The sequence below is a fragment of the Sphingopyxis sp. Root154 genome (assembly GCF_001427105.1).
Classification (GTDB): Bacteria; Pseudomonadota; Alphaproteobacteria; order Sphingomonadales; family Sphingomonadaceae; genus Sphingopyxis.
Window position 1 is genome coordinate 167,691 of the sequence record NZ_LMGI01000001.1, and the last position, 20,404, is coordinate 188,094.

Consider the following 20,404-nt stretch of genomic DNA (forward strand, 5'->3'; position numbering starts at 1 on the left):
CGCGTGTCTCCTCAATAGTTCCACTGGTCGACCGGGGCGCCGGCAGGTGCGTTCTTGCGAACATGGTCGGCGACCTCCCGGACGACGCCCGCCCAGTCGGTGTGATGCCAGTTGTGTCCCTTTTTGGGCCGGCCATATTCGAAGCGGATCGGATAATCCTTGCCCGCCACCTCAGCGATCATGTCCTGGAACCGATAAACCGCCAGATTGAGGTAGAAATCATCCATCTCGCCGGTAAAAAGATTGAGCTTGCCGCGCAGCTTGGGGCCGAGCGTCGCCCAATTGTCGCGCGCATAGCCCGACAGGTCGAAGCCCTTTTCGCGCATATATTTGACGACGTCCTTGTTGATGACGCCCGTCTTCTTGTCATAGAGCAGGACCGGATAGCCATCGGCGCCGACCGGACCGTGCGTCGTCTGCCAGATGTCGAGTTGATAGAAAGACCGCCCCTTCGACCCCAGCATCCCTTCTAGCGCAGCGAGCGTGCGGAAATCGACGAGCGGGTGTCCCTCGCGGCTGCGCCGGAACGGCTTTTCCTGCGTGATCCAGTCGTTGATCTTCAAGGTGAACATATTGTCCTCCTTGTAGATGTCGGTGAGCTGATAGCGGGTGAAGTCGATCGGGTCGGGATTGAACACCCACGCGCCACCAAAATGGTCGGGATAGTGGAGCTGCAGCGCCAGTGCTTCCCATCCGCCGGTCGAGGCTCCTTCGACAATCCGGCCATAGGGCTGGTCGATCAGCCGGAAGGTCTTTTCGAGATACGGCATCAGCTCCTTGGTGATCGCATCGCCCCAAGGGCCGTTATTTGCCGAATTCAGCGCATAGGTTTCAAAGAAATAGGGGCCCGGTGTATCAAGCGTGATGGCGACCATGCGCGGGAAGTCTTCGCCGTCCCATTCGCGGGAAAATTGATATCCGGTCTTGACGTTGGCGTCGGCGGCGCCCCGTCGTGCGCCTTCCGTATCGCTTTTGGGATCGGGGTCGAAGTTGAACGGACCGCCAAAATGGCCAAGCGTGTAGATCGCCGGGTAGCGCACGTCCGGATGCCTGGCGAAATCCTTGGGAATCAGCACTTCGGCACCGATCGACATCGGCATGCCCCAGAAGTCGGACAGGATCTTGCTGGGGATACGGACGCGTTTGATCCAGGGCGTATCGGCTTCGCGCGCGATCGGCCCGATCTTTTCGGTCAGCGTCAGCGCGACGGGCACCTTGACCGCGGGATCGAGCCGCACGTCGGCGGGCTTGCTGTAAGGATTGCCGGGGAACATCGGCGCGATGACACGCTGATCGCTACGCGGCACCCAGATGGTGTGGCCGTCGGCGCGCTTCGCCTTTGTATAAGGGATCAGCACCGCCTGAACGCTGTAGTCGCCGGCTGGAAGCCGATCGAGGCCGAAGGGAAAACCGTCAGATTTCGTATCGACGGTGATGCTGGCGCCGGGGCGCAGATTTTCGACATCGACACCAAAGGCCGGCGGCCCGTTCATACCGATACGCATCCGCGGCTCGATCCTGGCGGCCTCGCCTTCGGCCGCGCGGTGGGTCGCGACGACGATCAACCGCCCGGTCACCGGTTCCTTGGAGGCGTCCGCCGGCAAGGTCACCGAAAAGCTGACTTGGGCGGCCGCCGGCGTCCCGCCCAGCACGGCGAGAAACGCCAAACCCCGCAAAACCACATGTCCGCTCTTGCCGAGAAATACCACATCCGCCCCCTAATTCGCTATTGTCACCAACATACGATGTTCGGGATTCCGAAATCCGCCACTGTCCGGGACGCGATCCATCAAGGGCCTGTTCGGACCGCGCCGAGATCGCCATCCAGACGGGATCAGGGCTGGTGAAATGCGGCGCATGAAAAACCAAAGTTGCAGATGTCGATTTGACTTTGGCACAGAAGGCGGGCCGAGGCTCTGTGCAAACGCCCGGCCCAATATCTACATGGACCTGGGGGTAGCGGAACAGGAGGGCATATTCTCGGCCATGGGAATGGCCAGCATGCATCAATGACCCAATCCATCAAGCTCGCGAAGCTTGGCGGAGAGCGCTCAGACGCTTTCCATATTTAAAACGAACGCTGTAACCAGCGCGCCGAGATCGGAGCGATGCCGCTCGACATCCTCCATCGAACGGAATTTTGCATAGGCCTTGCCCTTGGGGCCCGCTTCCAGAAAAGGAAACCGTTCCATGAACGGCTCGCCATCGTGGAAAACCAGCGCGACACAATCCTTCACACGCGGACTGAAAGTCGCCAGCGTTTCGCGATATTCGAAACTCGGACCGCCCCATTTGACCGTCTCGGTCAATTGCGGGCTGGCCGCCATAATGATCTCGCGCGTCTTCTCCATTTCGGCTTTCAGGGGATGAGACAGGGTCTCGAAAAATCGATCCACTTCGTTCTGTCCGCTCATATTCTTTCTCCTGGTCTTCGGAATCACGACAGCCTTTCTGTCGGTCAGGTGCTCCCGAACCCATCCTGATCCTGTTCCCTCATGGCTCAGTCCGGATTGTCGACAAGCCAAGCCGCCAAACGATCGACGGCGCTCGTCCAGCCATGGCGATGACCGTCCGGATTATTGTCCGGCTTCAGACCCGCATGGGTAAAGTCCATCGTGGTGCGGCCCGCGTCTGTCTCGCTGAACTCGATCGTGACCAGAGTCTCGGCCGCCGGCCCGTCCTCATCGCACCCCTCCCATTTGAAGGTGAATGCGAGGCGTTCGGGTTCGACGATCTCGACATAGCGACCGCCTTGCCACAGCTCCTCGCCGGTCTCCGGCGACTTCAGCCCGGTGCGCCACGCACCGCCGACGCGAAAGTCGCTCGACACGCTGAAAGCCGGCCATACCGCAGACCCCATCCACGCGACCAGACTGTCCGGCTGGCTCCACGCGCGCCATAAGAGCGCGGGCGGAGCGTCGAAGCTGCGCCGAATGTGCAGGATCGGCTCGACGGCCGGGCTTTCGGCGACGATCCTGATATCGTGTCGGGGATAATGCATCAGCGGTCCGTCACATCAGAGCGTCTTCAACAGCTCGTTCAGCTGATCGGCAACCTGCCCCCAACCTTCGTGAAAGCCCATCGCGACATGCTGATTCATCGTGTCCTCGTTCCAGTGACTGGCCGTCGCCTTGTAGAGGGTCTTGCCATCGCCGGTGGGCTCCATCTCGATCCGGGCGACCATGAACGGCTGCCCTGCCGGCTTCCAGTCCGGGGTCAGTCCATCGGTGCTGATCAACCGGCGATTGGGCACAACTTCCAGGAAAACGCCCGTGTTCGGAAAGGCTTCGCCGTCCGGCCCGTGCATGACGAACTGGAAGCGGCCACCGGGGCGGGGCTCGACGATGGCGCCTGTGATCGACCATGGGTGGGGCGCGAACCACTGGCTCAGAATCGCCGGATCGGTATAGGCCTTGAATACTTTTTCCGGCGGCCCATCGAGGACACGCTCAAGCACGAGATCGAATGTGTGCGCACCGCCGTCGGTGTCGCACGGATTGTTTTCAGTGTCGTTGGCCATCGTCTTTTCCTTTCTGAAGGTTGCGAAGATAATCGTCCAGGCGATCAAAACTGCTGTCCCAGTAGCGGCGATAGTGATCGAGCCATTCGGAAATGCTTTTGAGCGCGACGGCCTCGAGCCGCGCGGGACGCGTCTGGGCGTCCTTGCTCCGGCTGATCAGTCCCGCCTTCTCGAGCACCTTGAGATGCTTCGATACCGCAGGCAGGCTCATATCAAACGGCTCGGCCAAGTCGTTGACGCTAGCGTCCCCCTCGCTCAGTCGCGCCAGGATCGCGCGGCGCGTCGGGTCAGCCAGAGCCGCGAACTGGGCTGAAAGAGGGTCAGCTTTCATGGTCACTTCCGTATTTAACTATTAGGTTAATTACAAAGGAAGCTGACCGTTTGTCAAGGATGCGATGACAACGCTTGAGAGGCGGGCATTTCAGTCATGGCTCGCGCTCGCTGGTGGCGTTCGCGGCTCGCGGTCGAAGCGACAATGCGATTCGCTCGGCCTCTATTGTCGACTGCGAGACGCGCGGCTCGAGCGACGTGCCTCTGTCGCACCTGAGAATGCCGTGCTTCGATACCGGCTTGACGCGTCGGACGACATTTTCCGGCGCATCTCCGACAGCTGCTGGTCGTTTCGAGACTCTGCACTTCCAAACGCGGATCGGGATCGGCCGACATTGGACGGCTGCTCGTTTTGCAACGGTTGCAATCGCGCAATTGCAAACATAGCTAGATGCGAATCGCGTGTAGACAGCTACCGGGACCGAGGCTCCGCTCGAATCCCCATCTTGTGGCCTGCCCTATTTTTCCTGACAGGATCATGCCGATGTCGTTGTCAAAGGGTACGCGCGCGCTTCTGCTTCACAATGCGAATGCGCGGCAGGGGCAAAGCGCGTTGCAGCCGGTAATGCACCGGCTCGACGCTGGCGGGCTGAAGGTGACGGTTGAACCGTTCGAAAACCTTCCCGAGATCGCGCGCGACGTCGCGCGACTGCACCGCGAAGCCGATCTGATCGTCGTCTGTGGCGGGGATGGCTCGATCTCCTCGGCGGCGCCGGCGGTGGTCGAGAGCGGGCTGACGCTTGGTATCATACCGGCGGGCACCGCCAATGATCTCGCGCGGACGCTTTCGATTCCTCTCGGTTTTGCTGCCGCAGCCGATGTGATCACGGCAGGACATAGGCGCCAAATCGATGTCGGCATGGTCAATGGCCACGCCTTTTTCAATGTTGCGAGCTTGGGGCTGAGCAGCGAGTTGGCGCAGAAACTCGACCCCGCGATCAAGAAACGGTTTGGCCGGCTCGGCTATGCAGTCGCCGCGCTTCGCATCATGGCGCGCGCCAGACGCTTCCGGGCAAGGATCACCGAGAAGGGCCACGTCACAATTGTCGGGACCTATCAGATCGCAGTCGGAAACGGACGCCTGTACGGCGGCGGGAATATCGTTGAGGAGGAGGCCACGATCGATGATGGCCATCTCGATCTGTACAGCCTCGAAATGCGGAACCTCTGGAAACTCGTGTTGATGCTTCGCGCCTTCCGGTCCGGCACACACGGCGCATGGAAAGAGGTCCGCACGGCCAAAATGCGTCGAGTTCGACATCAAAACGCGCCGACCGATGCCAATCAACGCCGATGGCGAGATTGTCACATCGACTCCGGCGCATTTTCGCGTGCTTCCGAGCGCGATATCCGTGCTGGCACCATCAGACGGAACACCGGCGGCGCGTCAATTTCCGCTCTATCATGGCTGATTCCGATTGCCGCACGGCGCATCGGAACGGATGGGGCTCGGAGGGGGGGGCGGTGGCTATCGGATTTTGTACCAGTACCGGACGCCATATACTTTGTTCGCACGCCCGGTGAAGCTTGGCTGCTGATGAAGGCGATGCCGGGTCAAACCGCCCAATAGATGCTGGAAGCCCATCCCAAGACGAGCCTCGCCCTGGCGGATGCGCTGGCATCCTTCCTGCGCCGTCTCCATGCGATTCGGGCAAGCGCATGTCCCTTCAACAGCGATCACGCCTATCGGCTGGCCCTGGCCAGCAAGCGTATCGACGCAGGCGTGGTCGAGGTCGATAATTCCGACGACAAGCGGCGAGCGTGGACGGCCGAACAGGTCCGGAAGGCGATGCAGGCCCTTCTGCCGCTCTCACTCGATCCCGTCGTAACGCACGGCGATTTCTCGCTCGGCAATATTATCATTCAGGGCGGCGAGGTTGTCGGGTGCATCGATGTCGAACGGGCCGGCATTGCCGACCGGTATCAGGATCTTGCCATAGCCTGGAATCGTTTGGGCGCGTTCGGTCTCTCGCTGCAAGCGCGGTTCCTTGAGCAACATGGCGTCGCCGATGCAGATCAGCGCAAGCTGCAATCTCACTTGCTGCTGGACGAACTTTTCTAGAGCGGAGGCGCCGACGGCAGCGTGCAGGGAAAAGCGCGGTGACAGGAACCCGCATCAATCGGCCGCGTAATTCGAGTAACCTCGTCTCTTGGTGCCACATGTCTCACGGCCATCAGGGGACGGGGCCAAATGGTCCGCTCAAGCCCGCCTTTGGCGATTGCGCTCGCGTTGGTCTGAACAAGAAATGCCCAACAGCGGACGGTTCGGACTGCCCGGCTGGACGCACAGGCCAGCCCGTCCAGGTCCGGAGTAGCTCAATCCGCGGCTATGCCACGGAAACTATCCGCATATTCAACCGTTGGCATGATCGATTGGAGAAGGTTGGTGCATATCGTTATAGGCGCTACAGGACACGTCGGATCCGCAGTGGCGGAGACGCTCCTCGCACGAGGCGAGCCAGTCGGGGTCATCACGCGCGATCGCGACCACGCGGATAGCTGGCGCGACACGAAAGCCGAAATCATCGAAGCAGATGTGAACGACGTGCCGTCGCTGCGCGCGGCCTTCCAGCGCGGACGGCGCGCCTTCCTGCTTAACCCACCCGCCGACATCAAGGCGGATACCGACAGGGTGGAGCGAAGCACCGCCGCCAATATCCTCGCCGCGCTCTCCGGTTCCGGCCTTGAGAAAATCGTCTTGGAATCTACCGCCGGGGCGCAGCCGGGCGACCGTATCGGCGACCTCAGTGTTTTGTGGGAGTTCGAAGAAGGCCTGCGTAGCCAGGGCATCCCTGCCGCGATCAACCGCGCGCCTTACTATTTCAGCAATTGGGACGGGCAGCTTGATCCCATACGCGAAACCGGAAAGCTGCAAACGATGTATCCTGCCGATCTCCCACTGCCGATGGCCGCGCCACATGATCTGGGGAAAGCGGCCGCGGACCGGCTGCTATCGCCAACTGCTGAGGTCGGTGTCCGGTATGTTGAAGGGCCCGATCGCTATTCCTCGAACGATGTGGCGCAGGCTTTTGCCGAAGCTCTCGGCCGTCCGGTCGAAGTCGTCGTGACGCCGCGCGAACAGTGGGAGGCGGCCTATCGCGAGTTCGGCTTTTCGGAAGCTGCCGCTGATTCTTATGCTAGGATGACAGCGGCCAGCCTCGACGGCGGGTTCGATTCCGACGAGAGCCCCATCCGTGGCGTAACCACACTCGGCGAGTATATTCGGCAGCTGGTAGCGCAATCATAGCGGTCTTGCCGCGACAGGGTTCCCTTCCAGCTATGGTGGATGCTGGCCGTTTCTGGTCAAAAGGCGGCGATAGCGGACATTGCTTCCTTCACAATTCGGCCATACTGCCGAACACGAGGCCACGCGGCCGAAGTGACCCGACGGCAAGCCGAGTGCCTGCCCGTCCATCTGGACGGCACCGATTTCAAGCTTGCGGATCGCGCGCGGCGGCGTTCGATCCTCACGGGCGAGAAGTCAATCGCCGAGACATGAGCGCCATGCAACAATCCCAGATCCACGTTGTGGACGCATCAAGCATGATGAGACCGTTATCAGTTTCCCCAACGGAATATGGCTGCTTCGGGTCGCTGTGGATTGACGACTAAAGACTGACTTGAGGCGCAAAGCTTCCGGCAGCGATTTCGGCAAAAAAGGCGGCCCTAAAGGCCGCCAAGTCAGTGATTGAAGGAGCCGCTCCCCCGAGCGGCGCGCTGTTCCTCAGTAGATCGTATAGCCCCCGTCTATCACGATCGCATCGCCAAGATGGAACGCCGAATGATCGCTCGCCAGATAGACGGCGATCGCGGCGAAATCTTCACCATCGCCCCAGCGCCCTACGGGGGCACGGCTGATCACATTGTCGTTGAACTTGTCCCATCCCTGCAGGCGCTCGGTCATGTCGGAGCGGGTCCAGCCCGGCAAGATGCTGTTGGCCCGGATTCCATGCGGCGCAAGTTCGACAGCCATCGCCCGCATCATCGACAGCACCGCGCCCTTGGTCGCACCATAATGTTCGTTGCGTGCCGCGCCATGGATTGCCGCAGTCGAGGCGATCGAGACGAGCGAGCCGCCCCGGTCGCCCGTCTTGCCGCGTTCGAGCATATGCGCCGCCGCTTCCCGCAAGGTGTAGAAGACCCCGTAGACGTTGATCGATTGCAACCTCGCGAAATCCGCCTGGCTGATCTCGAACATATCGCGGCGGGCAATGCCGATCCCGGCGTTGGCGATCGCCTGGTCGATCCGGCCAAATTCCTCGACGATGCCTGCGATCGCCTTCTTGACCGCGGTCTCGTCGGCGACATCAACCCGGTCACAGCGAACGATACCGCCCAAAGCCTCGAGCTCGGCGACCGCGCGCTCATTTTTCTCGGGCTTGTTACCCCAGATCACGACCGTTGCGCCGTGCATCGCAAGGCCCTTGGCCATCCCGAGGCCGATCCCGCCATTGCCCCCGGTAACGAGAGCGACCTTGCCGGTCAGGTCGAATAATCCCTTGTTCATCCCGTCTCTCCGATCGTCCGTATCTTCCGGAAAAATACATTTCTCGCGTGCGAATGGCGCTCCCGATTCTGCCCATCTTCACGCTCATAGCGCGAGAAACGAAAGTTCGTCGCCGGGCTCCAGGGGCGCCGCACCGGGCGCACGCCTGACGAGACAGGTCGTCCTGGCGAGCATCGCTTGTGAGGAAGCCTGCTGGCGGTCGATCACATGGACGCCGCCGGCCGCTTCGTACGCGCACAAGAAGGCCTCGCGCGGGCCATTAACCTCCACCGGACCAGCCGCGGCCGCCTTCTTCCAGTCCAGCGCCGATACTGCGACGCCGCCGCCCAGCGCGGCGAGCAGCGGCGCGAGGAACAGGCGTGCCACGGTGAGAGCGGCCGTGGGATTGCCGGGCAGGCCGAGAACATGCCGGTCGCCGAGGCGCCCGTACCAGACAGGTTTGCCAGGCCGGATCGCTACCTCGGAGAAGATGAGGCGAAGTCCGAGGTCGCCAAGCGCGCGGCGCGAAAAATCCCGGTCGCCGCGCGACGCGCCGCCGATCAGCACCAAAATGTCTGCGCCGGGCGCAGCGGCTGCCGCCGCGATGGCCCCGAGATCATCACCGGTTCGAACAGTCGATGCGATCACGGCGCCCCACCGCTGCGCCATCGCGGCGATCCCGGCCGATAGACTGTCCGGGATCGCGCCGGGGTTTGCGGCGGCGTCTCCCGGTGCGGCGAGTTCGTCGCCGGTGGCAACGATGCGCACCGCCGGTTGGCGCCAGACCGGCAAGGCTGAGAGGTCGGCCGCCGCTGCCGCGATCATGAGCTGCGGGGTGAGAAGCGCGCCCGCTTCGATCAACGTGTCGCGGGCGCGAAAGTCGGACCCCTGCGCACGCACATGCGGCTTTCCGGTCAGCGGACCCCAATCATGCAGGTGATCGATAGGCCGGGTCTCTATCGATCAGAAATGGCCATCTTGATCGATAGGAGCACTCGCTATCGATCACGCAATGTGTCCGATAACGACCGGCGAGCCAGTTCGCTGCCGACCGAGCGCACCCAGTCCGTGCCGCAATTGGCCGCTCGCGGTCTGTCAGCTTTCGGATCGACATTCGCATAAAGCGGACAAAGAAATCAGAGCCCTCATGCTTCCAGTTTCGAGTCTGCGAGCACAGGGAAGACCCTGCTGACTTTACCGATCAGATAACCGCCATAGGTGCCATTTCTGCATGGAGATCGACTTCGTCCCAGCGCGTCTCGCCTGCGGCCTATCCGCGTTCGATCGGCAGCGGTTCAACGGCGGCGACGGGTCGGAGATGGTAGCGGGAGCGATGCCGTGCCCGGTTGCATAGAAGAAACCGAACTCGCGGCACGCGGCATCGATTTGCCGCGCCGCGGCCTCGATCTCGGCTGCGTCCGACATGCGGCGCAGCGGCTCGATATCGATCACGGGCAAGCTTCGGGTCATCGCCCTCACCTATCTTGAAGCGGCTTAAGCCAGAAGTGGTTCAGCCGGTCGCCGCTCGCCCGCCACCTCTTGCAGCAACCCGGCCCGTTTTGCGACAATCGTCGGCACCAGCGCCTGCCCGGCCACGTTCACCGCCGTCCGGCCCATATCGAGGATCGGGTCGATCGCGAGCAGCAGGCCGACGCCCTCGAGCGGCAGGCCCAGCGTCGAGAGCGTCAGCGTCAGCATCACCATCGCGCCGGTCAGGCCCGCAGTCGCCGCCGAACCGAGCACCGACACAAGGACGACCAGAAGATAATCGTCGATACCGAGATGGATGCCATAGAATTGCGCGACGAAAATCGCCGCGATCGCGGGATAGATCGCCGCACAGCCGTCCATCTTGGTCGTTGCGCCGAGCGGCACCGCGAACGCCGCATAGGCGGACGGCACACCGAGGCGGCGCTCGACCACCTCCTGCGTCACCGGCAGCGTTCCAATCGACGAACGCGACACGAAGCCGAGCTGGATCGCGGGCCAGGCGGCGCGAAAGAAATGCAGTGGCGAAATGCCATTTGCCCAGAGCAGAACCGGATAGACGAGTGCGACCACGAGAATTAGTCCGGCATAGATGGCAATGGCGAACTGGCCGAGCGACCCGAGCGCATCCCAGCCGTAACGCGCGATCGCTTCGCCTATCAGCGCCGCGGTGCCAATCGGGGTCAACCGGATCACCCACAGCAGCAGGCGCTTGAAGATTGCGAGCAGCGATGCGTTGAACGCCAGAAAGGCCTCGCCCGCCGACCCCACGCGCACCGCCGCGGTGCCGACCGCGATGGCGAGCACGATGATCTGCAGCACATTGAAGGACAGACCGGTGGTCGCGGCACCGTCAACGAGCTTCGTCGATGCCGACAGGCCGAGAAAATTGACGGGCACCAGCCCCTTGAGGAAATCGAGCCACGTTCCGGTCGTCGATGGCACCGCGGCGGCTGCAGCATCGACGCCGGTCCGAACCCCGGGTTCGAGAAGCACCCCGAGAGCAATGCCGATGACAACCGCAATCAGCGCGGTCGCGGCGAACCACAGGAGCGTTTGCGCAACGAGCCGTGCAGCGTTCTGCAAGTCCTTGAGCGCCGCAATCGACGCGACGATCGCGGCGAACACCAGAGGCGGAACGAGCGCGCGGAGCAATTGCACGAAGATCGAGCCGACCGTCTGCAACGCTTCGGCGAGTACGCTCGCCTCGCCGAGACTGCGCGCCCAGAACCCAAGCCCGACGCCCAGCGCAAGGCCGATCAGGACCTGCGCGCCAAACAACGGAAAGCGAACTCTGGGCGCCGTCGTCACCAGGTCAGCCCGATGCGCGCATAGAGGTAGCGCCCGTTGAAGCCGAAGGGCGAATAATAGGGAAAGCCGACGACGCCGGTCGAGTTGAGCGCGGCAGGCGTCGCGTCGGGATAGACATCGAAGAGGTTGCTCGCTCCGAGCGCGACCTGCGCGCCCTTGGCCGGCGCATAGCGCAGTTCGAGATCGGTGATGACATGCTTGCCGGTCAATATGTCAGCCGACCCGTTCGCCGCGCTGCCCGGCTGGTTGACCCCGCCATAATAGGTCGCGCGCAAGGTCGCGCCGAGCGCGTCGCCCGACCAGTCAACCGCGCCCGACACCTTCTCGCGGGGCGTCCCCTCCTCAAGCGTCAGGATACGCGCGCGTCCGAGCAAGGTCGGTGCGGGGTTGAGCGTTGCGGTCGAGGTCGGCACCCGCGTCACGTCGACGTCGTTGAAGTTCGCCGCGAGGGTGAAATCGAAGGTCCCGAGATTATCGGTCCGCGCCTTGTACGCGGCGACGATGTCGATGCCCTGCGTCTTCGACCGCACACCGTTGATGAAGAACCGCCCCGCCTGCACGCCGAGCGGATCGAGGATCGCCGCGACCGCCGGGCTGAACGTCCGCTGGATATTCTCCGACAGCGCGATCTGGTTGCGGATCTTGATCTGATAAGCGTCAACCGTCAGGCTGAACGCGCCGCTGTGGATCACCCCGCCGAGCGAGAAGTTGGTCGATTTTTCGGGTTCGAGCGGCAGGCCCCCGAGCGCGGTGCCGACCGCGCTGATCGACGGGAAGTGCCCCGTGAGCAGCACATTACCGCTGTCGACCACCGAAGTGATCGAGGTGTAATATTGCTGTTGCAACGACGGTGCGCGGAAGCCCGTCGAGGCCGTGCCGCGCAGCGCGAGCCAGTCGGTCGCGTCGAAGCGCGCCGAAATCTTGCCGTTCGCAGTCGACCCGAAGTCCGAATAATCCTCGACCCGGCCTGCCACCGCGACGAGGAACCGCGAAGTCAGCTCGGCTTCGACGTCGATATAGGCGCTGAGATTTCTGCGATGCGCGTCGACGGTGTTGAGCGGCGAGAAGCCGGGGAAGCCCTGGGCGCCGCCATTCTGATAGGATGCGGGTTCGCCCGGTGCGATCTTGTAGCCTTCGCGGCGCCACTCGGCACCGAACGCGAGATTCAGCGATTGAAAGACGTCGAACTTGCGTGACACGTCGAGACCGCCAATCCACTGATCATAGGTGACCGCGCCATCGTAGAATTCGGTCGGCGAGCTGTTGCCGAGGCTGTAATTTGCCGAATCGAGCGTGCGGAACGCGATGCGGTTGCGGCCATAGCTGAGGTTCAGGTCGACATTCCATTCGCCGACATCGCCGCGCAACCCAAGCGCGCTCGTCAGGTTGCGCGACTTGGTGTTGATCAGCGGCAGGAAGCCGTCGGGCCAGATGCCGCCCACCGTATAGGCGCCGCCGACGACCGACGGAATGCGCGGGAACGCCGCGCTCTTGCTGTCGCGGTCCTGATAGCCGACCCAGCCGTAAAGCTGGAGCGCTTCGGTGACATTGACGCCGGCGTTGGCAAAGACCGTCGCCTGCTCGACCTCGGGATCGCCGAAGCGGCTGGTCACGCGGTTCGGGGTGACGCGCGGGTCGAAATCGCCGCGGTTGGTCGGCTTGCGGTCGACATATTCGCCCGAGATGGTGAGGAAGCCATCGTTGCCGAAGCCAATGCCCTGCCATCCCGAAACGGTGAGCACGGGCTCACCCGTCTTGCTGCGGCTGCCGCGCGCGGTGTCGATATCGGTCGCGTAGAAGCCGTAGCTTGCCGACACCCCGCCGCCCTCGCGCGATTCGCGCAGGCGCAGGTTGATGACGCCCGCGATCGCGTCCGAGCCATATTGCGCCGCCGCGCCGTCGCGCAGCACCTCGATCCGGTCGAGCGCAACGGTCGGGATGGTGTTGAGATCGACCGCCGCCGAACCGCGCCCCACGCTGCCGTTGACGTTGAGCAGCGCCGACGTGTGACCGCGCACGCCGTTGATCAGCACGAGCGTCTGGTCGGGCGACAGGCCGCGTAGCGTCGCGGGGCGGATCGCGTCGGTGCCGTCGACCGCCGACGAGCGCTTGAAGTCGATCGACGGCGCGACCGTCGCCAGCGCCTGCCCGAGTTCACTCGAACCCTGCCGCCGCAATGTCTCGCCGCCGAGCACGTCGACCGGCGCCGGCGAGTCGAGGCGCGAGCGTCCGGCTGCGCGCGTCCCCGTCACGATAATCTCGTCGCCGTCGGTGCTCGCAACATCGACGTCGGCAGCCTCCTGCGCATGGACGGGCGTGGCAGCCAGCGCGAGCGCGAGCAGGCTCGAAGCGGCGAGATAAGTACGTGTCATTTGGGGAGTTCTCCTTGGATGGTCTGTTTTATGTTCTGGAAGCCGGATCAGCCCGGTTGCTGGACGGTGCGCAGATAGGGCTTCACCGTCGTCCAGCCGCCCGGAAAAAGTTCTCGTGCCGCGGCGTCGTCAAGCGACGGCACGATGATCACATCGCCGCCCTGCTGCCAGTCGGCGGGAGTCGCGACCTTGTGCTTGTCGGTTAGCTGCAGGCTGTCGATCGTCCGGAGCAGTTCCGCAAAATTGCGCCCGGTCGACGCCGGATAGGTCAGCGTCAGCCGCAGCTTCTTCGCACCGTCGATGACGAGCACGGTGCGCACTGTATTGGTATCGGACGCAGCCGGATGAATAAGGTCGAGCAGGTTCGAAACGCTGCGATCATCGTCCGCGATCAGCGGGAAGTTGAGCGCCGTCCCCTGCGTCTCGGCAATATCGCCTGCCCAAGCATGGTGGCTTTCGACCGGATCGACTGACAGGCCGACGACTTTGACGCCGCGCTTGTCGAACTCGGGCTTGAGCCGCGCGACGGTGCCAAGTTCGGTCGTACAGACGGGCGTGAAGTCCCTGGGGTGCGAAAAAAGCACGACCCAGTCATCGCCGGCCCAGTCATAGAAATTGAATGCCCCCTCGGTCGATTCCTGCGTGAAGTCGGGGACGGTGTCGAAAAGCTTGAGCGACATGGACGTTCTCCTGCTGCGCGCGAATGCATCCGCGCGATCAATGGCTTCGGGTTGGAGACAGCCGGTCGCCGGGGGATGCGGTAGAAGGGCTGCGCATGATCTAGCAGCAGCGCCGTGGGCGACGCTGCCGAAGATTTCTTATTGAAACGGAAGAAAAACTATCATCTCAACCGGTAGACTTGAATTTGCCGCTTTTTGGCGCCCTCGGCGGCGCGGAGCGCACGGAGGAAGTTGCCGCCCCAGATCGCGGCGATCTGGTCCTCGCTATAACCGCGGCGCAACAGTTCACGCGTGACATTGGGCGCATCCGCGGCACTGTCGAACCCAGCGACACCCGCGCCATGATCGAAATCGCTCCCGATCCCGACATGCTGCCACCCGATCCGCTTTGCGATATAATCGATGTGATCGACGAAATCGGACAGGCTCGCCTTTGTTCGCGCGCCCGATAGGGCGTCGAGATAGGCACTGCGCTGCGCCTCGGGTAGCGCCTCGCTGCCGTCGTAGGTCGAGGCATAGTCGGCCGGGAGACCGTAGCTTGCGCGGATCGCGCTGATGCGGTCGCGGCTCGCCTGGTCGGGCAGCGTCAGATAGGAGGTGAACGGCGTCACCTGCACCACGCCGCCCTTCGCCCTGATCGCATCAAGTTCGGCATCGTCGAGGTTGCGGCCATTGTCGACGAGCGCACGCGCCGCCGAATGCGTCGCTGCGACGGGCGCGCGGCTGAGCGTTACGGTCTGGAGCAGGGCGTCGGTCGAGAGCTGCGACACGTCGATGAGCACGCCTAGATCGTTGAGCTTCGCCACCGCCTGCCTGCCGAGCGGCGACAGGCCGCGATGCTCGGCGACGGGCTCGCCAGGCTGCGGGCGCGATGAGTCCGCAAAGTCGTTATGTCCGGCGTGATCGAAGGCAAAGATGCGCACGCCGTCGCTATAGAGCCGATCGATCTGGGCAATGTCCTTGCCGATCGAACGCGCATTCTGAAATGCGACGAGTACAGCGACCTTGCCCTCACGGCTCAGCCGCTCAACGTCCGCCGCGCTACGCGCGAGCCCGACCCGCGCCGGATCGGATGCTGCAAACGCCTTGATCCGTGCCAGCTTCTCGTCGGCTTCGCGCCGCGCCGCGGCAACGCCGGCAGCATCGCGTGGCCCCGGTCCCACCGCGACCGCCAGCACGATCGCATCGACCCCGCCCTGCTCAAGGCGCGGAAAGTCGACCCGCGAATTCCGGCCATCAAGATAATAGCGCTTCGGTGTCGACGGCAGCAGTACGTCGGCGTGGCTGTCGAGCACAAGCACGCGGTCGTGAACCGCCACCGCCTCGTCATCGCCGGCGTCGGCGTGTGTCACTGCGGGAGCGATCAACAAGGCGCCGGCCAGCAGCGCAGCTTTCCAGGTTCGTGTCATGTCATTCTCCGGAGGAGGCTCCTCGGCCGTGGTCGGCGAAGGGGAGCAGTATGTTGTTCCCGGCCGCTTCGCGCCTCCCGCTCGACCGGGCAAAGCGCCGCGTGGGCCGTTTACGCGCCGCTTATGCTGTTCTGTTCGCGCGCCTGGATGACGCGGCTCCGGGGCGGAACGTCGTGCGTCAGCCAGACATTGCCGCCGATTTCGGATCCCGCGCCGATCGTCACGCGACCGAGGATCGTCGCCCCGGCATAGATTACGACATCATCCTCGACGATCGGGTGGCGCGGGATGTTGCGTACCATGACCCCGGCATCGTCGGCCGCGAAGCTGCGCGCGCCGAGTGTCACGCCCTGATACAGCCGGACGCCTCGTCCGAGGATCGCGGTCTCCCCGATGACGACGCCGGTACCATGGTCGATGAAGAAGCTGTCGCCGATCTGCGCGCCGGGATGAATGTCGATCCCCGTCTTGTCATGCGCCACCTCGGCGACGATCCGCGCAACCAGCGGCGCGCCGTCGATATGGAGTTGATGCGCGAGCCGGTGGTGGATGATCGCGAGCATCGAGGGGTAGCAGATCAGCACCTCGTCGACGCTGCGCGCCGCGGGATCGCCGCGCCACGCTGCCTCGACATCGGTATCGAGCAGGCGGCGAAGCGTCGGCAGACGCTGCGTGAAATTATTGAGGATTTCGGCCGCGCGCGCGTCGACGGCATGGATCGTCTCATCGGCCATCGCATAGATGAGTTCGAGCCGGATCTGCCCGTACAGCCGCGCGAGCGTCGTCTGCAGCGTCTGCTCGACAAAGACATGTTCGTTATGCGGCCGCACGAAATCCGGTCCGAGCCGCAGCGGATAGAGCGCACCGCAAAGCGCGCCGACGATCTTGCCTAAGTCGCCGCGAGACGGAAAACCCTCGCTGCCATATTCGGCCTTATGCCCATGAGCATCGCGCCACTCGCGCCGGATCGCGGCGAGTTCCGCCGCAATCGCGGCGACCCCATCGGTCAGTTCGGGCTGCTCGGCATCGACGGCTTCGATCACAGGCCAAGCCGCTGCCAGAACTCCTGCGCGCTGACGCGGCGTCCGTCGCGGGGAGGCGACCATGATGGATGGGGCAGCGGCGGCGACGCGGCTAACGGACGATGGCGGGAAGATGCCTGGGGTCGGACTCTCATCTCGTATCTCCTTCTCAGAAGCACGAATCCGACTTGGGGCCAGTCTTCGTGCGCTTTAGCCGTTGGTGACGCGGAGCAAGCTGACAGCTATCAAAAGCCGCGAGATCCGGGGATCTGCGATTTATCTACTGATTTGATTGAGATATGTCGTGCCACGCTTTCTTGGCGGCCCGAAAGAAAAATTATTTGGAACCGGAAACTGCCATCGGATCGACGCCGACTGCGCAAAAATCCACGGATATGGACCATTTCCATCCCCTCATGCCTATGTTTCTAGAAGATAATTTACCGGACTAGGGGCATAGGGTGAACGAAACTGCACACCGCACGATGCCCGGGTGCTGTATCCTCAACAGCAAGCGCACCTATTTACCTAGACCGCACCACCAATTCTCGGCTGCTTCTGGCCGAAAGCAGAATGGCCGCTTTGGTTGGAAAATCGAGGCAGGCAGACGCCTATAGCGTGGTCGCGGCGTGGCGTCCGATACAGTCAACAGACGGAGGCCATAATTAATGCTCCCGGCCGGCCCTCCACAATGTTTGCGTGAGTGGTTCGATCAGATAGCCGAGCGCGGTCCGTTCGCGCAGCGGCACCATCACCTCCGCGGGCATGCCCGCGCGCAGGCTGTTCTCGCCGCGCAAGGCCGCGATCTTCTTCATTTCCTTGGGCGGGACGATCACCTCGATCTCGAAATATTCCATCCCCGTGCGATTATCCTCGAAACTGTCCGCGGACACCTTGCTGATTTTGCCTTTCAGAATCGGCAGGCTGCGTTCCTGAATGCCCGAAAAGCGCACCTGCGTCTGCATGCCCGACGTCAGGTCGTCGGCGTCGTTCGGCGAGGCTTTCGCGAGCACGACCAGCGCCTTGTCCTGCGGCACGATTTCCATCAGCATTTCGCCCGGTGCAACGACGCCTCCAACGGTGAAGACCTTCAATCCGACGACGCGTCCGTTGGACGGGGCACGAACAATCGACTGCGACAGTCTTTCGCGTGTTGCGAACAGGCGCGGCTGCAGTTCGTCGAGCCGGACCTGGACCTCGCGCAGTTGCGTCGCGACCTCCTCGATCACCTGCCGATCGAGCGACACCATCTGCAAGCGCGATTCGCCGATCGCCTCTTCCAGTCGCGCGACGTCGGACCGCAGCGCGCCGAAATCGCCGTCGAGCTGCGCCGAGCTGCGCTCGACCGCGCGCAGCCGGTTGGTTGAAACGAAACCGCGGTCGGACAATGTGCGGAGACCGGTCAGTTCCTCGGTAATCAGCCGCTGCTGGATCCGGTTCGATTCCATCTGGGCGCCATAGCCCCCGATCTGCTGGTTATGCTGCGCGATCCGCTGGCCCAGCATCCCTCGTTCGGTGACGCCCGACCGCTGCCGCGCGTCGAAAAGAAGGCGTTGGCCGCGCATCGCCTCTTCGGCAAGCGCGCGGTCGCCCGCGAGATAGGATGAAAATTCGACCGGCCGCACGATGTGCCGCGCGCCGTCGCGTTCGGCGGTCAATCGCGCGCGCTGCGCCAGCAAGGCCACGACCTCGCCGGTCAGGCCGCGTTCGGCGGCGACGATATCCGAAGCCGAGATCTTGAGCAGCACGTCGCCGCGACGCACTTCGCTCCCCTCGGTCACCATCAAAGCGGTGACGATGCCGCCATCCTTGTGCTGCACGGCTTGCCGATTGCCCGAAACCGACACCGATCCCTGCGCCATCGCGCCGGCGTCGAGCGGCGTGAAAGCCGCCCAGCCGAGGAAGCCGACGAAAAATGCCGCGGCGATCCATATCCCCGTGCGAAGCTCGCGCTTGGGGGAATCGATCGTATCGACGGCAAGCGGTTCGCCGTGCAGGTCGTCGCCAAAGCTCATCGCGTTCATGGTTTTTTGTTCCTCGTCATCTTGATGACATTCGCCGCGGCGGCCGCGCTCTCGCGCAGCAATTCGAGCACCTCGCCGCGCGGCCCCTGATATTCGATCACGCCATTCTTCAGCACCGCGAGGCGATCGGCGTCGCGCAGCGCCGACTGGCGATGCGTGACGATCATGATCGCCGCCTGACGCAGCTTGGCGGCGACGATGGCGTCGTTCAGCGCCTCTTCGCCCTGGCTGTCGAGCGCGGCGTTCGGCTCGTCGAGAATGAGGACCTTCGGATCGCCATAAAGCGCGCGCGCCAGCGCGATGCGCTGCGCCTGCCCGCCCGACAGGCGGAGTCCGCCGTCGCCGATCTGGGCATTATAGCCGCCGGGCAAATGCAGGATCAGGTCGTGGATGCCCGCGGCGATCGCGGCGCGCGTCACCTTGTCGTCGATGTCGACCGCATGTTCGCCGCGTGCCGCCGCAAAGCGCGAGATATTTTCGCCGATCGTGCCCGGCAGCAGCGTCGGCTCTTGCGGCAGATAGCCGATATGCGACGCGAGGCGTTCGGCGTCCCAGTCGCCATATTGCGCCTCGTCGATGCGGACTTCGCCGCCGTCGGGCGGGATCGCCCCGGCCGCGATGCGCGCCAGCGTCGTCTTGCCGGCACCCGAGGGACCGATCACGCCCAGCACTTCGCCGGGGATCAGCCACGTCGACACGCCGCGCAGGATCAGCGCGCTGTTGTCGGGCGAACGCAGCGAAACATTTGAGAGTTCGACATAACCCTCGGGCGCCGGCAGCACGACGCGGTCGCCGACGAGATTGTCGGTCGAACGGAACAGCGCCTCGATCGACGCCTTGGCCTGCCGCGCCTGTCCGATCGACGGCCAAGCCTGAACCATCTGCTCGATCGGTTGAAGCGCGCGCGCCAGCAGCACCGATGCGGCGATGATCGCACCCACCGAAATTTCGGCGTTGATAGCAAGCCAGGCGCCGACGCCGAGCGCCAACGACTGCAGGAACATGCGCGCGAATTTGACCAGCCCGGCATAGCGCGCGGCGGTCAATTGGGTGTTCGCGCTGGCCTCCAGTCCCGCCCGGCGGTCGGCGATCTGGCGTGCGACCAGCGCGCGGCGCATCCCGAGCGCGCGAACGATCTCCGCCTTTTCGAACATCGACTCCTGCTTCGCATAGGCGGCCGCCATCGCCCGATGGCCCGCGGCACCCGACTTTTTGGTTGCCCGCTCGTTGAGAAGCGCGAGGCAGAGGAGCACAGCCCCGGCGCCGAGGATCAGCAGTCCGAGGACAGGATGAATGATGAATGCGACCACGAAATAGAGCGGCGTCCATGGCAGGTCGAACAAGGCGATCGCCGACGGGCTGGCGACCGCGCTTCGGAAAGTGTCGAAATCGCGCATCGCCTGCGCCGCCGCCGGGTCGGCATTGCCTTTTGCGCGCGCGAGCAGGCGGTCGAGGATCGGCGCCGCAAGCTGGCGGTTGAGCCGCAACGAAGCGCGCAGCATCAATCGGCTGCGCACCATGTCGAGCGCGCTGAGGCAGGCGATGGCAACCGCAACGATAACCGTGATCCAGAACAGGGTCAGCACGCCGCCGGTCGGAACGACGCGGTCATAGACCTGCATCATGTAGATCGTCGGCGCGAGATAGAGGATGTTGACGAGCGCGCTGAACGCGGCGGCGGCCACAAAATGCTGACGGCAGGCGGCAAAAGCCTGTCTGATTTGCGGCGGAACGGCGGAATCGGTTCGCATAACCCTGCTTC

The 20,404-nt window shown here is 63.4% G+C and carries 16 protein-coding genes and 2 pseudogenes; 3 read left to right on the plus strand and 15 right to left on the minus strand.

The features are described from left to right. Window positions 1-11: 11 nt before the first annotated feature. The 5 genes from ASD73_RS00740 to ASD73_RS00760 form a co-directional block, all read right to left on the minus strand. Complete coding sequence (locus ASD73_RS00740; protein ID WP_056370003.1) at window positions 12-1,667, minus strand: alpha/beta hydrolase-fold protein; 1,656 nt, start codon at window positions 1,665-1,667, stop codon at window positions 12-14. Between the two features lie 384 nt (window positions 1,668-2,051). Continuing rightward, window positions 2,052-2,414, minus strand: a complete 363-nt coding sequence (locus tag ASD73_RS00745) for a DUF1801 domain-containing protein (protein WP_056370001.1) — start codon at window positions 2,412-2,414, stop codon at window positions 2,052-2,054. Window positions 2,415-2,500: 86 nt separating this feature from the next. Continuing rightward, on the minus strand, window positions 2,501-3,001 hold the full coding sequence (locus ASD73_RS00750) for an SRPBCC family protein (protein WP_056369999.1): 501 nt from the start codon (window positions 2,999-3,001) through the stop codon (window positions 2,501-2,503). 15 nt (window positions 3,002-3,016) lie between these two features. Beyond that, complete coding sequence (locus ASD73_RS00755; RefSeq protein ID WP_056369997.1) at window positions 3,017-3,520, minus strand: SRPBCC family protein; 504 nt, start codon at window positions 3,518-3,520, stop codon at window positions 3,017-3,019. Further along, entirely contained in the window at window positions 3,504-3,851 is a 348-nt protein-coding gene (locus ASD73_RS00760; protein ID WP_056369995.1) for an ArsR/SmtB family transcription factor, read from the minus strand. Before ASD73_RS00760 ends, ASD73_RS00755 begins: the two co-directional genes overlap by 17 nt. A gap of 483 nt (window positions 3,852-4,334) precedes the next feature. Between ASD73_RS00760 and ASD73_RS00765 the strand changes: the two are divergent. From ASD73_RS00765 to ASD73_RS00775, 3 genes and pseudogenes are all read left to right on the plus strand, one after another. Then, a pseudogene (locus tag ASD73_RS00765) lies at window positions 4,335-5,054 on the plus strand (lipid kinase); the annotation flags it as partial. A gap of 258 nt (window positions 5,055-5,312) precedes the next feature. Continuing rightward, window positions 5,313-5,912: pseudogene (locus ASD73_RS00770) on the plus strand (APH(3') family aminoglycoside O-phosphotransferase); the annotation flags it as partial. A 303-nt stretch (window positions 5,913-6,215) separates the two neighbouring features. Continuing rightward, the gene (locus ASD73_RS00775; protein ID WP_268799839.1) at window positions 6,216-7,097 is read left to right on the plus strand and encodes an NmrA family NAD(P)-binding protein; all 882 of its coding nucleotides are present in this window, start codon (window positions 6,216-6,218) and stop codon (window positions 7,095-7,097) included. A gap of 477 nt (window positions 7,098-7,574) precedes the next feature. Here the strand turns inward: ASD73_RS00775 and ASD73_RS00780 are convergent, their stop codons facing one another. The 10 genes from ASD73_RS00780 to ASD73_RS00825 all read right to left on the minus strand — a co-directional run bounded on the left by ASD73_RS00780 (window position 7,575) and on the right by ASD73_RS00825 (window position 20,393). Beyond that, window positions 7,575-8,357 (minus strand): SDR family NAD(P)-dependent oxidoreductase, encoded by a 783-nt coding sequence (locus tag ASD73_RS00780; protein WP_056369993.1) that lies wholly within the window; start codon window positions 8,355-8,357, stop codon window positions 7,575-7,577. Between the two features lie 84 nt (window positions 8,358-8,441). Further along, the gene (locus ASD73_RS00785) at window positions 8,442-9,197 is read right to left on the minus strand and encodes a molybdopterin-binding protein (protein ID WP_156407311.1); all 756 of its coding nucleotides are present in this window, start codon (window positions 9,195-9,197) and stop codon (window positions 8,442-8,444) included. A gap of 333 nt (window positions 9,198-9,530) precedes the next feature. Beyond that, a complete protein-coding gene (locus ASD73_RS00790; RefSeq protein WP_200934849.1) occupies window positions 9,531-9,788 on the minus strand; it encodes a 2-oxoglutarate and iron-dependent oxygenase domain-containing protein in 258 nt (85 codons plus the stop codon). A 42-nt stretch (window positions 9,789-9,830) separates the two neighbouring features. Continuing rightward, on the minus strand, window positions 9,831-11,135 hold the full coding sequence (locus tag ASD73_RS00795; RefSeq protein ID WP_056369986.1) for a dicarboxylate/amino acid:cation symporter: 1,305 nt from the start codon (window positions 11,133-11,135) through the stop codon (window positions 9,831-9,833). After that, window positions 11,132-13,507 carry a TonB-dependent receptor plug domain-containing protein gene (locus ASD73_RS00800; RefSeq protein ID WP_056369985.1) on the minus strand — a complete coding sequence of 792 codons (2,376 nt, stop codon included), beginning with the start codon at window positions 13,505-13,507 and terminating at the stop codon, window positions 11,132-11,134. The genes ASD73_RS00795 and ASD73_RS00800 overlap by 4 nt, the downstream gene beginning before the upstream one ends. A gap of 47 nt (window positions 13,508-13,554) precedes the next feature. Beyond that, the gene (locus ASD73_RS00805; protein ID WP_056369982.1) at window positions 13,555-14,187 is read right to left on the minus strand and encodes a peroxiredoxin; all 633 of its coding nucleotides are present in this window, start codon (window positions 14,185-14,187) and stop codon (window positions 13,555-13,557) included. A gap of 161 nt (window positions 14,188-14,348) precedes the next feature. Continuing rightward, entirely contained in the window at window positions 14,349-15,596 is a 1,248-nt protein-coding gene (locus ASD73_RS00810; protein WP_056369981.1) for a dipeptidase, read from the minus strand. Window positions 15,597-15,706: 110 nt separating this feature from the next. After that, window positions 15,707-16,639: a serine O-acetyltransferase EpsC gene (gene epsC, locus ASD73_RS00815; RefSeq protein WP_443027937.1), complete on the minus strand. Its 933-nt coding sequence runs from the start codon at window positions 16,637-16,639 to the stop codon at window positions 15,707-15,709. A 644-nt stretch (window positions 16,640-17,283) separates the two neighbouring features. Then, window positions 17,284-18,642, minus strand: a complete 1,359-nt coding sequence (locus ASD73_RS00820; protein WP_200934850.1) for an HlyD family type I secretion periplasmic adaptor subunit — start codon at window positions 18,640-18,642, stop codon at window positions 17,284-17,286. Continuing rightward, complete coding sequence (locus ASD73_RS00825; RefSeq protein ID WP_056369979.1) at window positions 18,639-20,393, minus strand: type I secretion system permease/ATPase; 1,755 nt, start codon at window positions 20,391-20,393, stop codon at window positions 18,639-18,641. Before ASD73_RS00825 ends, ASD73_RS00820 begins: the two co-directional genes overlap by 4 nt. Between the last annotated feature and the right edge of the window lie 11 nt (window positions 20,394-20,404).

Coding starts and splice junctions, on each gene's coding strand:
- ASD73_RS00825 (WP_056369979.1), bottom strand. CDS start 20,393: ATGCGAACCGATTCCGCCGTTCCGCCGCAAATCAGACAGGCTTTTGCC.
- ASD73_RS00750 (WP_056369999.1), bottom strand. CDS start 3,001: ATGCATTATCCCCGACACGATATCAGGATCGTCGCCGAAAGCCCGGCC.
- ASD73_RS00800 (WP_056369985.1), bottom strand. CDS start 13,507: ATGACACGTACTTATCTCGCCGCTTCGAGCCTGCTCGCGCTCGCGCTG.
- ASD73_RS00820 (WP_200934850.1), bottom strand. CDS start 18,642: ATGAACGCGATGAGCTTTGGCGACGACCTGCACGGCGAACCGCTTGCC.
- ASD73_RS00780 (WP_056369993.1), bottom strand. CDS start 8,357: ATGAACAAGGGATTATTCGACCTGACCGGCAAGGTCGCTCTCGTTACC.
- ASD73_RS00745 (WP_056370001.1), bottom strand. CDS start 2,414: ATGAGCGGACAGAACGAAGTGGATCGATTTTTCGAGACCCTGTCTCAT.
- ASD73_RS00805 (WP_056369982.1), bottom strand. CDS start 14,187: ATGTCGCTCAAGCTTTTCGACACCGTCCCCGACTTCACGCAGGAATCG.
- ASD73_RS00755 (WP_056369997.1), bottom strand. CDS start 3,520: ATGGCCAACGACACTGAAAACAATCCGTGCGACACCGACGGCGGTGCG.
- ASD73_RS00810 (WP_056369981.1), bottom strand. CDS start 15,596: ATGACACGAACCTGGAAAGCTGCGCTGCTGGCCGGCGCCTTGTTGATC.
- ASD73_RS00775 (WP_268799839.1), top strand. CDS start 6,216: ATGATCGATTGGAGAAGGTTGGTGCATATCGTTATAGGCGCTACAGGA.
- ASD73_RS00760 (WP_056369995.1), bottom strand. CDS start 3,851: ATGAAAGCTGACCCTCTTTCAGCCCAGTTCGCGGCTCTGGCTGACCCG.